Raw genomic sequence first — 15,062 nt, 5'->3', positions numbered from 1 at the left:
CATGGGTCGGGGCTCAGAGCGCGAGCACGTCGTCGACGTGCACGGGCAGGCCGGTCTCGAAGGAGCGGTTGGCCGCGAGGCCGGTGAGCAGCGACAACGCGCCATCACGATGGCTGGACGCGCGGCCGAGCGGGTCCACGGGGCGTGCCGTGCCATCGACTCTGGGGCCGAAGATGTCCGCGAGCATGCGCGCGTCGCCGCCGCCGTGGCCCTCGCCGCTGGTGTCGGGCAGGTCCAGCTCGACGGGCTTCTCCCAGTGCCGGCGCACCGTGAGCCGGGACGAGCGGTCCGGCGTGCCCTCGACGCCGTGCAGCGCCTCCCCGGGCGCCTTGCCTGCGGTGCCCGGGTCGACGAAGGAGTTCTCGACGACGTCGAGCTCGAGCCGCCCGGCGCTGCCGTTGAACGCCACGTGGTAGCCCTCCCACGGCGAGTAGGCCGTGAGGTGGTAGCTCATCGTCGCGCCGCTGCGGTAGCGGACCGCCACCGTCATGTCGTCCTCGATGGTGATCCCGTCGCCGAAGACGTTCTGGTCGCGGTGGTAGCCGTCCTCGTGCTCGGCGTCCAGGTAGAGCGCGCGCAGGGTGGGGGAGCCCGCCAGGTCCAGCGCGAACGGGTCGCCGGACGCGGCGTCGGCGCCGTGCGCCCGCGCGTAGGGCCGGGCGATCCCGCGCTGCGCGCCGTTGTCCGACCCGTAGAAGAAGAGCTTGCCGAGGCCGAACACGACCTCGGGCGAGGAGGCGATCCACCAGTTGACCAGGTCGAAGTGGTGGGTGGCCTTGTGGACCATCAGCCCGCCGGAGTTGGCCTTGTCGCGGTGCCAGCGGCGGAAGTAGTCGGCGCCGTGGCGGGTGTCGAGCAGCCACTCGAAGTGCACGGACCCGATCTCGCCGATCGCTCCGGAGGCGATCACCTCGCGGACCTTCGCGTGCACGGGGTTGTAGCGGTAGTTGAACGTGACGGTGATGTCCCGCCCGGTCTCGGCCTGCGCGGCCAGGATGCGCTCGCAGCGCTCGGCGTCGGTGGTCATCGGCTTCTCGGTGACCACGTCGCACCCGACCCGCAGCGCCGCGACGATGTACTCGTCGTGCGTGCGGTCCATCGTCGTGACGACGACCCGGTCGACGCGCTCGCGCTCCAGCATCGCCGTGAAGTCGGCGGGCGCGTAGGTCGGCACGGGCGGGAGGCCGAAGGCCTGCACCGCCCGGTTGTGCACCTCCATCCGCGTCCGGTTCGAATCGCAGAAGGCGACGAGCTCGTTGTGCTCGGCGTGGGTGCCGGCCAGGGCGCGGACGAACATCTGCGCCCTGCTGCCGAGTCCGACGATGGCGTGGCGGGGACGGGACACAGCCATGGGTCTCCCTGCTGTCGACGACCTGCAAACGATTGCGGTCACGCAGCTCCATGATGCAAACGCCTGAAAATTTCCGCAAGGAGTTGTTGACGTGAGGCTCCCGCCTTGACGTAATGGTGCGCGACGCAGCGGTGTGCCCCTGGCCACAGCGGCAGCCGACAGTGAGAGACCGAAGGAGTTCCCTCATGACTCGTACCGGTAGGTGGTTACCCGCCGCCGCTGCCGCGCTGGCGCTCCTGGCCACCGCGGCCTGCGGTGGCGGCGGTTCGCGCGCCGAGCAGCAGGCCGGCGCCCCGCCCGTCACCGACCAGCCGGTACAGCTGGCGGTGACCTGGTGGGGCGGCCCCGCGCGCGCCGAGCTCACGCAGAAGGTGCTGGACCTCTACACGCAGAAGCACCCGAACGTCACGTTCACCACGCAGTGGCAGGGCTACTCCGGCTACTACGACAAGGTCAACACCACGGCGGCGGGGCGCAACGCGGCCGACATCATCCAGATCGACAACCGGGTGCTGCGCGAGTACGCGAACAAGGGCCTCATCGCCGACCTGGGGCCGTGGGTCGGCGGCACGCTGAAGACCGACGGGATCGACCCGAAGCTGATGGGCACCGGTGAGGTCGACAACGCGCTCTACGCGGTGCCGCTCGCGTCCAACACGATGTCCTTCGTCGTGGACAAGACGGTTGTGGAGCCGCTGGGCCTGCTCCCGCCGGAGACCGGCTGGGCCAGCTGGGAGGAGTTCGGCACCTGGGCCGAGCAGGTCACCAAGGCCACCGGCGGGGCGCCGTGGGCCGCCCGCGACGAGAGCGCCAACATCAGCGTCTTCGAGCCATGGCTGCGCCAGAACGGCAAGGAGCTCTACGACGGCCAGAAGCCGGGCTTCACGGTCGAGGACGTGACGAAGTGGTTCGAGATGTGGGCCGGGTTCCGCGCGACCGGCGCTGCCTCGCCCGCCGAGGTCGCGCAGCCGTCCAACGGCGGTGACATCTCGAAGAACACCGTGCTCACCAAGCAGACCGCGGTGACCTTCAACTACGACAACCAGCTCACCGAGCTCACCAAGGGCACCGACCACGAGCTGGTGCTGGTGCCCCTTCCCGGGCCCGGGAAGGGCGCGTACGCCCGGCCGTCGCAGTTCTTCACCGCCTACGCCCACGGCGACAACGTGGGCACCGCCGTGGACGTCATCAACTTCTTCGCGAACGACCCCGAGGCGGGCGCGATCCTGGGCACCGAGCGCGGCCTGCCGCCCAACCAGCAGGTGCGCGACGTGATCTCGCCGTCGTTCGACGACCAGCTCAAGTACGTGCTCGCCTTCGACGAGCGCGTCGTCGGCCAGGCCGGCAACACCCCGCCGGTACCGGCGCAGGGCGACTCGCAGGTCGGGCGGCTGCTCGCGGCATCCGCGGAGAACGCCGGGTTCGGCCGTCAGTCGCCTGCCGACGCCGCTGCGGAGTTCGTCGCACAGGTCACGGGCGAGCTCGAGCGCGCCGCGAGCTGATCGGAGCAGCCCAGTGGTAAATACAGCGCACGGCACGACCCGGAGGTCGGCTCGGAGGTCGGCTACTGACGTGGCCGACCGCCCGGGGGCCGGTCGGGGGAACCGGCGGGAACGCACGCGGGAGGCCGTGGCCGGTTACGTCTTCCTCAGCCCGTGGTTGCTCGGACTATTCGGCATCACGTTGTTGCCGATGCTGTACTCGCTCTACCTGAGCTTCACGGACTACGACCTGCTGCAGGACCCCGAGTGGGTGGGTGCGGAGAACTACGTCCGCATGTTCACCGACGACCCGCAGTTCTGGAACTCGGTGCGGGCCACCCTGCTGTTCGCGCTGGTCTCGGTACCGCTCAAGCTCGCGGTCGCGCTGGGCGTCGCGCTGCTGCTCTACCGCAACCGGCGCGGGATGGGCCTCTACCGGTCGCTCTACTACGTGCCGTCGCTACTCGGCGGCAGCGTCGCCATCGCGATCGTGTGGCAGACGCTGTTCGGCGGGGGCGGCGCGATCAACGAGGTGCTCGGCTTCTTCGGCATCGCGGGCCGCAGCTGGATCACGAACCCGTCCACGGCGCTGGGCACGCTGGTGCTGCTCGCCGCGTGGCAGTTCGGGGCCCCGATGGTGATCTTCCTGGCCGGGTTGAAGCAGATCCCGGCGGAGATGTACGAGGCCGCGGCGCTCGACGGGGCCGGGCGGTTCACGCAGTTCTGGCACGTCACTCTGCCGCTGCTCTCGCCCGTGCTGTTCTTCAACCTCGTGCTGGAGACGATCGCGGGCTTCCAGGGCTTCACGGCGGCGTTCGTGATCAGCGGCGGCACCGGCGGCCCTGCCGACTCCACCCTGCTGTACACGCTCTATCTGTACCTGCGCGGGTTCGGCGACTTCCAGATGGGCTACGCGTCCGCGATGGCCTGGGTGTTCCTGGTGGCGCTGGGCATCGTGACCGCGCTGGTGTTCCGCAGCGGATCGCTCTGGGTCCACTACGCCGACGAGGGGGACCGCTGATGGGCGTGCCGACCGCCGTGGCCCCCGTGTCGCCGAACCTGGAGACGCCCCGGCCCGCGACCAAACGGCGCCGCTGGTATGACGGTGCCGCCGCGCACGTGGTGCTGATCGCGCTGCTGGTGGTCGCGCTGTATCCGATCGCCTACATGTTCGGGACCTCGCTCAAGTCACCGCAGGAGATCCTCAACAACCTCAACATCTGGCCCGAGGAGTTCACCCCGGGCAACTACGCCGAAGGCTGGTCGGGCATCCCCGGCATCACGTTCGGCCGGTTCTTCCTCAACAGCACGGTCGTCGCCGTGGGCGTGGTGATCGGGAACGTGGTGTCGTGCGCGCTCGCCGCGTTCGCGTTCGCGCGGCTGCGGTTCCCGCTGCGCGGGGTGTGGTTCGCCCTCATGATCGGTACGCTCCTGCTGCCGCACCACGTGCTGATCGTGCCGCAGTACGTGCTGTTCAACAGCCTGGAGTGGATCAACACGCCGCTCCCGCTGATCGTGCCGAAGTTCCTCGCCACGGACGCGTTCTTCGTCTTCCTCATGGTCCAGTTCATGCGCGGCATCCCGCGCACGCTCGACGAGGCGGCCGAGATCGACGGCTGCGGGCCGTACCGCCGGTTCTTCCACGTCGTGCTGCCGCTGACGAAACCCGCGCTCGTCACCACGGCGGTGTTCTCGTTCATCCAGACCTGGAACGACTTCTTCTCCCAGCTGGTGTTCCTCAACGACCTGGAGAGCTACACCGTGCCGATCGGCCTGCGGCTGTTCCTCGACTCCAGCGGCCAGAACGCCGTCGCCCCGATGTTCGCGATGTCGGTGCTCTCGCTGGTGCCCGTGTTCCTGTTCTTCCTGTTCTTCCAGCGGCTCATCGTCGACGGGATCAACACGAGCGGGATCAAGGGATGACCGCGCGGGCGCTTCGGCGGCGGGCGCCGGAGCCGACGGGGTCGGGGCGCGGGTGGAAGGAGCAGACGCGCCGGGTGTCGGAGCTGTGCCTGCTCGGCATCGTGGCCACGGTGCTCTGCCTCCCCGTGCTGACCGTCGGCGCCGTGGTGGCCACGCTCTCCACCGTCGTGGCGCACTGGATCGACCACGACGACCTCCCGCCGCTGCGGGACATGGGCGCGGAGTTCGTGCGGCGCCTGGCGCCGGGCGCGGTGGCGAGCGCGGCAGGCGGGCTGGCGACGCTGGTGGTCGTCCGGCAGGTGCAGTGGCTCGCGAGCGGAGCCGTACCGGGGGGTTCGCCCGTGCTCGTCGCGCTGCTGGCGGCGGCCGCGGTGCTGCTGACCGTCGTGCTGCTGGCAGTGCCGCGGCTGGCGGGCGGCGGCACCTGGCGCACCGCCGTGACCGGCGGCTGGCACGCCCTGCTGGGCAGGCCCGCCGCCGGCGGGGCGGCGCTCGGCGTCACGCTGGTGGCGGGGCTGCTCGCGGTGTTGCTGCCTGGAACGGTGCTCCTGCTGCCCGCGCTGCTGGTACTGGCCCTGCACGCGGTGCACCGGGCGCTGGTCCCAGGAGCGCCCTGAACAACTCGGCCCTACTGCGCGTCGCCCAGGCGGGCACCTCGCGGCGTTGGACGATCGGGCCGATACAACAGCGGTATCGGCCCGATCGTCCGCCTTGCGATGCACCCACCTGGACGCCGCTCGCTACGGGCGGAGTCGTTCAGGACCCTCCTAGCGCGACCCGCCTGACCGCCCCTCGCCCCGCGGGGGCCGGTCGTCCGGTTGATCAGATCTTCACGCCGTTCCGGCGGAGCCAGCGGGCCGGATCGACTTTCGTGCCGTCCTCGTCCCAGATCTCGAGGTGCAGGTGCGGCCCGGTCGAGTTTCCGCGGCTGCCCACCTCGGCGATCTTTTCTCCGGCAGAAACGCTGTCCCCCGCGTCCACGAAGCTTCGGTTGATGTGTCCGTAGACGGACGTCGTGCCGTCCCAATGACGAAGCACGACCCACATTCCGAATCCGGCTGCCGGACCGGATTCCACGACCTTCCCCCCGGATACCGCCAAGATCGGCGTTCCCTTCCTGGCGGCGATGTCGATGCCGTAGTGGAACCTCCCCCACCGGGGCCCGAACGGTGAGGTGATGCGCCCGACCACGGGCAATTTCGCCACGCCGCGAACGTGTTGGGCGGCGTCGCCGTTCCCGGTGTTGTCGGCGCAATTTTCTTGATCCTCGCTGTAGTTGCACGACGACTGGCTCTGGTGCGTCGCGTACCCGCCGTCGGCCAATGCTGGCGGCGGGAGGAAGATCATGGTGGCCGGGACGGCAGCGGTCGCAACAGCCCGCGAGAGAGTGCGCGTGATGGTCATGGTGGACGGTCTCTTCCCCATCGAATCGATGTCCCCTGAACCCAACTAATTTGCGCGGAAGCAGGTTCAACCCGCAACCACTCGCCGTACTCACTTCCGAAGTCGACCCACCGTCCTGCGAAACGACTCCTACTGACTACGGGCCGGCTCATACGTAGGCCGGCGCTCGTGCTACTTACGGGGCTCATCCCTAATGCGGCCGAATGCGTCATCTGTCGTCCGGGACGGCGGCGTACGCTGCCCGTGCCACCTGTTCCACGATCTCACGAGAGGCGCAGTCCGCTGCGCCAAATGGTGCCGACGCCCCCAGGCGGATAGCGGATGCAACACGGCTGTCCGACCTACCGAGTAGCAGAGGGGCGTCGGCCGGTCCATTGATCGAGATTTCTCCCGAAGGGGGCACGCAGCATGGACGTTCGCGTTTTGGTCGATCAGATCATGACTCCGACCAGCACGCTCGTCGATCCCCATACGTACACGATCGGGGCGCCGTGGGCGCTAGTGGGGCGAGAGCGCGAGATCGCGACCATCCACGACTGCGTCATCGGGAACGGGCCGGGGGCGATCGTCCTCGCCGGCCAGCCGGGCGTGGGGAGGACGAGGCTGGCACGGGAGGCGATCCTCGCCGCAGGACGCCGCGAGCATCCCACGGCGCATGCGAGGGCGACGCGAGCGATGTCCAGCGTCCCGCTCGGTGCCCTCGCTCACCTGGTGCCGGTCGGCGCTTCCGAGTCGAACCCCGCGGCCGTGCTGCAGGCGGCCATCACGGCCGTCACCCGTGCGCCCCACGAACAGTGGCTCGTCGTGGCCGTCGACGACACGCACCTCCTGGACGAGCTCTCCGCGTGCCTTGTGCACGCGCTCGTCCTGACCGGTGCCGCTTCTGTCGTGCTCACGGTGCTGAGCGGCGCCCCCGAACCGGAAGCGGTAACCGCGATCTGGAAGGACGGGTTGGCGCCCCGGCTCGAGCTGGCCCCGCTGACCCGGCCGGATCAGGACCGGCTGCTCGGCTCTGTGCTCGGCGGCGTTGTCGATAGCCGGACGTGTGAATACCTCTGGCGGATGACGGCCGGTTGCCCACGGCTCCTGCGTGAGGTGGTCGAGGCCGGGCAGGAGATGGGCAACCTCCAAGTCGCTGACGAGGTCTGGCGCTGGCACGGACCGCTCGCGCCGACCCGGCGTCTGTCGGACTTGGTGCTTGCCCGGGTGGGCGAGCTGCAGCCGACCGAGCAGGTGGCGGTCGAGCTACTCGCGGTCGGTGAGCCGCTCCCCCTCGCTGAGCTGATCGCGATGACGTCTGCTGAGGTGGTCGCCTCGCTCGAGAGGCGTGGGATCATCACAGCCGAGTACGCCGGTCGGCAGATCGAGACTCGGCTCGCGCAGCCGGTGCACGCCGAGGTGCTGCGCGCGCACATGCCGCTGACCACCGCCCGTCGACTGCGCGCAGCGCTCGCCGCTCGAGTTGCAGCGTGCCGGCCTCGCGATCTTGTACAGGCCGGCGCGCTGCTTGCGGACAGCGAAGGATCGACATCGGAGGCCGGCCTGCTCGTCGCAGCGGCTTCGACAGCCAACTCTCGCGGGTTGCATGTGGCAAGCGAGCGGATTGCCGGCGCCGCGATCGAGCACGGCGCCGGCTGCGATGCTCAGATCGCCTTGGCCGAGGGGCTGCGGTGGCAGGGCCGGTCGCTGGACGCGGAGAACGTGGCAGCTCACGCCACGACCCTTGCTCGGACGGATGACGAGCGGGCGGGGCTGGCAGCCACTCGGGCTCTCAACCTCTTCTACGGCCTCGGACGCGCCCAGGACGCCGTCGCAGTGCTCGACGAGGCGAACGAATCGGTCGGGCCGCAAGCGTCGGCCAAGGTGACCGCGGTCCGTAGCATCCTGTCCTTCTCTGCTGGGCGCCCACGGGAGGCGGCGGAACTGGGCCGCAGCGTGCTCGCCGCGGGTCTGGCCGACGACGGCACCGCCACGATCTGCGCTTGCGCCGCGGTGACAGCCGCTCAGGCGGTGCTCGGCGCCCCGGGCGACGCTCTGAGGTTCGCCGAGCACGGGCGGGCCGCGGCGGCACGAGGCCGAGGAGATCCCGAGATCTTCTCCGCCCGATGGGCGCTGGCACACAACGAACTGCTCGCGCTCAACCTGGCAGGCCGTGTCGGAGAGGCCGAACAGCGAGCGGCCGAGCTGCACCGGATGACCATGGCCGAGGCGGCGTCGGTCGGAGATGGACTGGCGGCGCTGCAGGTCGGCTCGGCGGCGCTGGCGGCAGGACGTGCTGCGGTCGCTGTGCGATGGCTCACAGAAGCGACGAGCAAACTCACCGAGAGCGATCCGATCGGCTGCCTGCCCCTGTGCCGGGCGTACCTGACGCAGGCTCATGCGCAGCTCGGCGATCCGGTCGCTGCCGGGAAGGTCTCCGCCGCTGAGATGGTGGAGGGGCCCGGCGCCGTCCGGATCTACGAGCCGCAAACGGTGCTGGCCCAGGCCTGGCGCGCCGCCGCCGAGAAGCGGATGACGGACGCGGGCGACGAGGCGATCCGAGCGGCCTCGATCGCCGCCACGATGACGCAACCGATGATCGAGGCCCTCGCTCTGCACACCGCCGTCCGATTCGGCAGGGCTGACGAGGTGTCGGGTCGGCTCAGGGAGCTCGCCGAGTACGTCGACGGGCTCGCACCCACCTACGCCGCACATGCCGAGGCAGTCGCCCGTTGCGACGGCGAGCGATTGGACCACGTGGCAGACGAGTTCGACACGTTCGGCGCCGCTTTGCTCGCGGCGGAGGCGGCCGCGCAGGCGGCGGACGCCCACGACCGCGAGGGGCACCGGCGCCGGGCGCGCGCCTCGACCGGCCGGGCGGTCGGCTTGGCACGGGACTGCGGGGGCGCCCTGACACCCGCTCTGATCCGTTCGTCCCCGCCGCCGCCGCTCACCGCCCGCGAGCGAGAGGTGGCCGCGCTGGCCGCGGCGGGCCAACACAGCCGGGAGATCGCGTGCCGGCTCGTGATCTCCGTGCGGACGGTCGAGACCCACCTCGCGAACGCGTTCGGCAAGCTGGGGATCCACCGCCGTGCGGAGTTGCGCGCCGCGCTGGGCGAGTGTCGGGAGTGAGGGCCCGAGCGAGGCGCGCCGACCCGGCCGCGTGTTACCGCGACCCGCCTGACGGCCGGCCGCCCGCCGGCTCGCCGGTGGTGGCGGAAGGCGTCCCGGAGGGCGTCCGCGAGCGGCCCGGGAGACGCGATCATCCCGCTCGGACGCCCGTGGCCTGCTCGAAGCGCTGTGCGGCGTCCGTCCAGTTGACGACGTTCCACCAGGCCTTGACGTAGTCGGGCTTGACGTTGCGGTACTGCAGGTAGAAGGCGTGCTCCCACATGTCCAGCATGACGACGGGGACCTGGCCGGCAGGGAGGTTGGCCTGCTGGTCGTAGAGCTGGTGGATCAGCAGGCGGCTGCCGACGGTGTCCCAGCCGAGAACGGCCCAGCCGGAGCCCTGGATCGTGGTGGCGGCCGCCGTGAAGTGGGCCTGGAAGGCGTCGAAGGAGCCGAAATGCTCGTCGAGGGCGGCGCCGAGCTCACCGTGGGGCTTGTCGCCGCCGTCGGGGGAGAGGTTCTTCCAGAAGATCGAGTGGTTGACGTGGCCGCCGAGGTTGAAGGCGAGGGTCTTCTCCAGTCCGACGATCGAGCCGAAGTCGCCGTTCTCGCGTGCGGTCGCGAGCTTCTCCAGGGTGTCGTTGAGGGCGTTCACGTAGGTCTGGTGGTGCTTGCTGTGGTGCAGCTCCATGATCTCGCCCGCGATGTGGGGGGAGAGGGCGCCGTAGTCGTAGGGCAGGTCGGGGAGGGTGTAGACAGCCATACCCGTACCTTCGAACCTCAACCCGCGTTGAGATCAAGCTCGGGATGGCGCAGCTCACCCCTCCGTTCAGGGCTGGACGACCGCCACCGATCCGATGCCGGAGAGCTCGATGACCCGCCGGGGCGGCGAGCCCAGTGGCACGACCAGCCGGAACCGGATTTGGAGTGCCTCCAGCCGGGTGCCGAGGGTGAAGAGCACCCGCAGCCCCGCACTGTCGACGTAGGTGACCGCGCTGAGGTCGACCACGACCTCGGAGAGCTGGTTGGAGATCGTATCCAGCATGTTCTGTTCCACCGCGGCGACGTTGGAGAGGTCGATCTCGCCGCGGATCGTGATGCGCATCGTGCTGTCGGGCAGTTGCTCGACGTCGAGGACAGCCTCGGTCATCCCGCCTCCTTCGCCAGGTTCTTCCGCAGCGTCACGCGGGTGCCGTCGTGCAGGTGCTCGATCTCGACGCCGTCGGTGAGGCCGTGGATCAGGGTGGTTCCCCGGCCGCGGTTGTAGCCGCGGGCGGCACGCCACCGGCCGTTGTCGCTGATCACCGCGACAACGGCAGGCGGTTCGCGGGACAGCTGCACCGAGAGGATGCCACCGCCCGGTCCATAGGCGTGCTCCACGACGTTGGCGCAGGCCTCGCCGATCGCGACCACGAGGTCGTTCGTCTCCTCCACCGTGGCGCCGATCGACGCCGACCAGCGCCGGACCCAGGTGCGGATGCGGCGCAGCGCGCCGGGTTCGGCGCGGACCCGCACGGCGAGCGGTTCCGTCCCGTCCGTTGGCGTCCGCGACAGCATCAGGAGCGCGATGTCGTCGGTGGCCTGGTCGCCGCCCAGCAGCTCGGACATCACCCGGACGCACACCGCCTCGGACGGCCCGGGTTCCACGACCTCGCACAGATGATCGAGCCCGACGTCCAGCGAGACGCCCCGGCGCTCGACGAGGCCGTCGGTGTAGAACAACAGGCCGTGCACGGGGAGCAGCGGCACCTCGGTCGTGCGGCGCGGGCGCACCGGGTCGACACCGATCGGCAGGTCGGCCGGCAGCTCGACGAGCTCGGCGGTCCGTCCCGGGGTTGCCGAGACCGGGGGTGGGTGGCCGGCCGACGAGATCAGCATCCGGTCGTAGCCCGGGTCGATCAACGCGAGCAGCACCGTCGCCATGATGTCGGGTTCGAAATGGTGCACGTGCACGTCCAGCGCGTGGAGGACGTCGGAGGGGTCCTGCACCTGCAGCGCGTACGCCCGCAGAGCGCTGCGCAACCGGCCCATTGCGTCGGCGGCGGGGAGCCCGCGCCCGACGACGTCGCCGACCACGACGCAGAGCCAGCCAGACGGCAGGTCGAACACGTCGTACCAGTCGCCGCCGACCTTGCCGCCGCCCCCGGGCACGTACCGCGCGGCCATCTCCAGGCCAGGCAGCTCGGGGAGCCCCGCAGGCAGGAGGCTGCGCTGCAAGGAGGCGGCTGCCGCGCTGGCCACCTGGGTCAGCCGCGCCTGCGTGGCGAGCGCAACCCGGTCGCCGACGAGCTGGAGCAGCTCCGTGTCCTCCTGGGTGAACTCGCGTGGGGTGAGGGTGCCGACGTGCAGCACGCCGATCGCGTTGCCGCCCGCGATCAGCGGGACGCCGAGCAGCGAGCAGATCCCCTTCTCCCGCAGGATCGGGTTGAGGACGTTGGAGTGGTCAACCTGGGCGAGGTACACAGGCTGCCGAAGGGCCGCGATGCGGCCGGCGAAGCCCTTCCCGAGCGGAATCCGGACGCCCTGGCGGACCTCTTCCTCGATCCCTCGGGCCGCGGTGGCGATCAGGAACTTCGCAGACGTGTCCAGCAGGAGCACGGCCGCCGTGTCGACCGAGAGCAGTTCGCGAACACGGTCCAGCAGCTCGACGAGCAGTTCCTCGACACCCATGTGCGCGAGTGCCGCGTCGGTGACCGCCTCGATGCGACGGAGGCGGTCGCCCGGAACGGCAAGCGCCAGGTCATCCGTCGTCATGAGAAGGAGCGTAACCACACGGCGGGTAGTCGGCAGGGACCGAGGGGACGGCCCCCGACCCACCGGTGTGCCACGCCACAAAGCGGGTACGCCCCCGAGCGTCCGAACGGTTCCCGAGGAAGGAGCGATCGCAGATGTCGACCACCGAGACCGGCCAGGTGACCGGAACCAAGGACAAGGACTACGACCTGATCTGGTTCACGGAGGCCTGCCTCAGCAACACGCTCCGTCTGGAGACCTACATCCAGGACGCCGAGCGCGACGGTGACAACGAACTCGCCGAGTTCTTCCGCCGGGCGCAGGGTGAGAGCCGCAAGGGCGCCGAGCAGGCCAAGGGGATGCTCCGGCAGCGGCTCTCCGGCTGATCCCGCACCGGGCACCCGTCGTGCACGGCGATCCGGACGCCCCCGGCCGTCAGCCCGACGCACCCGGTCCACGGTCGACCTCGCCGGCCCGGGGTGGGCGCTCGTCGTCGCCGGGGACGTGCAGCCGTGGGAGCACGGAGTGGCCGGCGCCCCGGTGTCGGTGCCCGCCCATCGGCTCGACGCCGACTGTCTCCCGGCCGGGAGCGCGCTGCTGCTGCGGCCCGATCAGGTCGTCGCCTGGCGTGGCACCGATCCCGCGGCGCCGGCCGGGGTCGTCCGGACGCTGCTGGGCTTGACGGGTAGGCACGATGATCGGATCGGGACCTCGAGCGGTCGGATCAGGATGCCGTGAGGGTCGCCGGCCCGCTGGCCAGCACCGCGGCTGCCAGCGCTTTCGTGGCCGGGCGCTGCTCGGTGCGGGGGTTGGTCAGGAGTACGAGATCGATGTAGCCCAACTCAGGGAGGCGATGCTGCGGCCCGAGTGGTGTGAGCTGCACCGGCACGAGGCTGCTCGCGAGCGCCGAGATGCCGATGCCCGCCGCGACGGCCGCGATCAGCCCGTTCACGCCCCGGCAGACGCAGGCGCTCCGGTAAGCGGTGTTCGCCCGCTCCAGCGCGTTCTGCATCGCGGTGCGGCTCAGGCTGGGTGCCGGGTAGACGACCAGCGGTAGCGGCCTGCTGAACTCGAGCCGCGTGGCGGCGTTGCCCACCCACACCAGGCGGTCGCGCTTGACGAGCTGGCCACGGGACTCGCCGCGCGGGCGCTTGCCGACGAACAGGTCGAGGCGGTCGTTCTCCAGCCTCCGGTGCAGTGTGCCGCTCTGGTCGACGGTGAGATCGAGGTCGACGAGCGGGTGGTCGCGGCGGAAGTCGCGCAGGATCTGCGGCAGCCGGGTGAGCGCGAGGTCGTCGGACATGCCGATTCGCAGCCGTCCGTGCGGGCGCTCCCCGCTGAAATAGCCCGCCGCCTGCTCATGGGCGGCCAGGATGGACCGCGCGAACCCGATCATGGCCTCGCCGTCGGGGGTGATCGTGACGCTGTGGGTGTCGCGCTGCACGAGCACCCGCCCGGTGGCCTCCTCCAGTTTGCGGATGTGCTGGCTCACGGTGGGCTGGCGGATGCCGAGCCGCGCGGCGGCCTGCGTGAAGCTGCGCGTCTGCGCGACGGCGAGGAACGTCCGGAGCCGGTCAGGGTCGAGCGACACAGTCATAGCGCTCCGCAATAGCAGTTAGTCAGCTGATCGGGGTTCAGAATAGCCCCGGCGCCTCCGAAGATGGATCAGTAGAATTTCAGCGACGAGGGGCGCTACGTGACAACGGCCGCGGCCGACATACCGGGCAATACCGAAATATCCAGCAATACCGAAATCTCCAGCAGCACCGAACCTCCCAGCAGCACCGAACCTCCGAGCAGCACCGAACCTCCGAGCAGCACCGAACCTCCGAGCAGCACCGGCACCCGGCGCCGGGGGAACACGTTCGCGGCGCTCCGGGTGCGGAACTTCCGGATCTACGTCTCCGGCCACGCCGTGGCCAGCACCGGCACCTGGATGCAGAGCATCGCCCTCGACTGGCTGGTGCTGGAGCTCTCGGGCAGCGCGTCGGCAGTGGGCATCGCGATGGCGTGCCAGTTCCTGCCGATGCTGCTGCTCGGCATGTACGGCGGCATGATCGCCGACCGCTACCCCAAGCGGGCCATCCTGATGGTCACCCAGACCCTGAACGGCGCGCTCAGCGCCGGGCTGGCCGTCCTCACGCTCACCGGGCACGCCCGCGTGGAGTACGTGTACCTGTTCGCGCTGGCCGCGGGCCTCGTGTTCGTGGTCGACAACCCCACCCGCCAGGTGTTCGTCAACGAGGTCGTCCCCGCGCGCTACGTGCGCAACGCGATCGCCCTCAACGCGGCGGTGTTCCAGAGCAGCAGGCTGCTCGGGCCTGCCGTGTCCGGCGTGCTGATCGGCACCGTCGGCACGGGCTGGGCGTTCGCGGCCAACGCGGCGTCCTACCTCGCCCCGCTGACCGGGCTGATGTTCATCCGCTCGGCCGAGCTTCTGTCCGTTCCGCCCGCCGCGCGGGCACCGGGTCAGCTCCGCTCAGCCCTGCGGTACGTCGCGGCGCGCCCGCACGTCGCGTGGACGATCTTCCTGGTCGGGGTGGTCGGGACCTTCGGGCTCAAGTTCCCCGTGGTGCTCACGGCGATGGCCGACTCGACCTTTCACGGCGGCGCTGACCTCTACGGGCTGTTCAACGTCGTCATCGCGGTCGGGTCGGTGGCCGGGGCGCTGGTCGCGGGCGCGCGGACGCACGTCCGGTTGCGGACGATCGTGGTCATGGCGGTGGCGTTCGGCCTCTCCCAGACCGCAGCCGCGTTCGCGCCGGGGCTCGGCATCTTCCTCGCCGCGCTGGTGGTGATGGGCGTGAGCAACCTGGCCTTCCAGGCGATGGCCAACTCGTCGGTGCAAACCGCGGTCGACGGGGGTGTGCGCGGGCGGGTGATGGGGCTCTACATGCTCGCGTTCGTGGGCGGCACGCCGCTGGGCGGTCCGGTGATCGGCTGGATCACATCGATGTGGGGTGCGCGGGCCGGGATGGCCGCCTGCGGGATCGTGCCGGTGGTCGCCGCGCTCGTGGCGGCGGTCGCGCTGCGTCCCCGGCGACGGGCCGCCGTACGCCCTGCGCGGTAGCCGCAGAGCC

At 70.5% G+C, this 15,062-nt stretch carries 15 protein-coding genes; 8 read left to right on the top strand and 7 right to left on the bottom strand.

Annotated features, from left to right (window positions below):
• Positions 1-13: 13 nt before the first annotated feature.
• Entirely contained in the window at positions 14-1,351 is a 1,338-nt protein-coding gene (locus tag ABD143_RS14620; protein ID WP_343977154.1) for a Gfo/Idh/MocA family protein, read from the bottom strand.
• Positions 1,352-1,536: 185 nt separating this feature from the next.
• On the opposite strand from ABD143_RS14620, the gene ABD143_RS14615 reads away from it, so the two are divergent.
• The 4 genes from ABD143_RS14615 (at position 1,537) to ABD143_RS14600 (ending at position 5,372) form a co-directional block, all read left to right on the top strand.
• Entirely contained in the window at positions 1,537-2,853 is a 1,317-nt protein-coding gene (locus tag ABD143_RS14615; protein WP_343977152.1) for an ABC transporter substrate-binding protein, read from the top strand.
• Positions 2,854-2,923: 70 nt separating this feature from the next.
• Positions 2,924-3,853 carry a carbohydrate ABC transporter permease gene (locus ABD143_RS14610; RefSeq protein WP_343977149.1) on the top strand — a complete coding sequence of 310 codons (930 nt, stop codon included), beginning with the start codon at positions 2,924-2,926 and terminating at the stop codon, positions 3,851-3,853.
• Positions 3,853-4,755: a carbohydrate ABC transporter permease gene (locus tag ABD143_RS14605; protein ID WP_343977146.1), complete on the top strand. Its 903-nt coding sequence runs from the start codon at positions 3,853-3,855 to the stop codon at positions 4,753-4,755. The genes ABD143_RS14610 and ABD143_RS14605 overlap by 1 nt, the downstream gene beginning before the upstream one ends.
• Positions 4,752-5,372, top strand: coding sequence for a YesL family protein (locus ABD143_RS14600; RefSeq protein ID WP_343977143.1), 621 nt, complete (start codon positions 4,752-4,754; stop codon positions 5,370-5,372). The genes ABD143_RS14605 and ABD143_RS14600 overlap by 4 nt, the downstream gene beginning before the upstream one ends.
• Positions 5,373-5,577: 205 nt before the next feature.
• Here ABD143_RS14600 and ABD143_RS14595 read toward each other — a convergent pair whose 3' ends face one another.
• On the bottom strand, positions 5,578-6,159 hold the full coding sequence (locus ABD143_RS14595) for a M23 family metallopeptidase (RefSeq protein WP_343977140.1): 582 nt from the start codon (positions 6,157-6,159) through the stop codon (positions 5,578-5,580).
• A gap of 438 nt (positions 6,160-6,597) precedes the next feature.
• On the opposite strand from ABD143_RS14595, the gene ABD143_RS14590 reads away from it, so the two are divergent.
• Complete coding sequence (locus tag ABD143_RS14590; RefSeq protein WP_343977136.1) at positions 6,598-9,270, top strand: LuxR C-terminal-related transcriptional regulator; 2,673 nt, start codon at positions 6,598-6,600, stop codon at positions 9,268-9,270.
• Positions 9,271-9,400: 130 nt separating this feature from the next.
• On the opposite strand, the gene ABD143_RS14585 is transcribed toward ABD143_RS14590, so the two are convergent.
• The 3 genes from ABD143_RS14585 to ABD143_RS14575 form a co-directional block, all read right to left on the bottom strand.
• Entirely contained in the window at positions 9,401-10,012 is a 612-nt protein-coding gene (locus ABD143_RS14585; RefSeq protein ID WP_343977133.1) for a superoxide dismutase, read from the bottom strand.
• A gap of 66 nt (positions 10,013-10,078) precedes the next feature.
• Positions 10,079-10,399, bottom strand: coding sequence for an STAS domain-containing protein (locus ABD143_RS14580; protein ID WP_343977131.1), 321 nt, complete (start codon positions 10,397-10,399; stop codon positions 10,079-10,081).
• Positions 10,396-12,003 carry an ATP-binding SpoIIE family protein phosphatase gene (locus ABD143_RS14575; RefSeq protein ID WP_343977128.1) on the bottom strand — a complete coding sequence of 536 codons (1,608 nt, stop codon included), beginning with the start codon at positions 12,001-12,003 and terminating at the stop codon, positions 10,396-10,398. The genes ABD143_RS14580 and ABD143_RS14575 overlap by 4 nt, the downstream gene beginning before the upstream one ends.
• Positions 12,004-12,137: 134 nt before the next feature.
• Between ABD143_RS14575 and ABD143_RS14570 the strand changes: the two genes are divergently transcribed.
• Together ABD143_RS14570 and ABD143_RS14565 are read left to right on the top strand one after the other, a co-directional pair.
• Positions 12,138-12,368 carry a hypothetical protein gene (locus ABD143_RS14570; RefSeq protein ID WP_343977125.1) on the top strand — a complete coding sequence of 77 codons (231 nt, stop codon included), beginning with the start codon at positions 12,138-12,140 and terminating at the stop codon, positions 12,366-12,368.
• The gene (locus tag ABD143_RS14565; RefSeq protein WP_343977122.1) at positions 12,268-12,720 is read left to right on the top strand and encodes an aromatic-ring hydroxylase C-terminal domain-containing protein; all 453 of its coding nucleotides are present in this window, start codon (positions 12,268-12,270) and stop codon (positions 12,718-12,720) included. The genes ABD143_RS14570 and ABD143_RS14565 overlap by 101 nt, the downstream gene beginning before the upstream one ends.
• Here ABD143_RS14565 and ABD143_RS14560 read toward each other — a convergent pair.
• Entirely contained in the window at positions 12,707-13,579 is an 873-nt protein-coding gene (locus ABD143_RS14560; RefSeq protein WP_343977119.1) for a LysR family transcriptional regulator, read from the bottom strand. The genes ABD143_RS14565 and ABD143_RS14560 overlap by 14 nt on opposite strands.
• A gap of 95 nt (positions 13,580-13,674) precedes the next feature.
• Positions 13,675-13,845, bottom strand: coding sequence for a hypothetical protein (locus tag ABD143_RS14555; protein WP_343977116.1), 171 nt, complete (start codon positions 13,843-13,845; stop codon positions 13,675-13,677).
• Positions 13,846-13,861: 16 nt separating this feature from the next.
• On the opposite strand from ABD143_RS14555, the gene ABD143_RS14550 reads away from it, so the two are divergent.
• A complete protein-coding gene (locus tag ABD143_RS14550; protein ID WP_343977113.1) occupies positions 13,862-15,052 on the top strand; it encodes an MFS transporter in 1,191 nt (396 codons plus the stop codon).
• The last annotated feature ends 10 nt before the right edge of the window (positions 15,053-15,062 follow it).

It is taken from the genome of Pseudonocardia aurantiaca (assembly GCF_039526725.1).
In the GTDB taxonomy this organism is placed as follows: domain Bacteria; phylum Actinomycetota; class Actinomycetes; order Mycobacteriales; family Pseudonocardiaceae; genus Pseudonocardia; species Pseudonocardia aurantiaca.
This window is presented reverse-complemented; position numbering and strand designations above follow the sequence as displayed.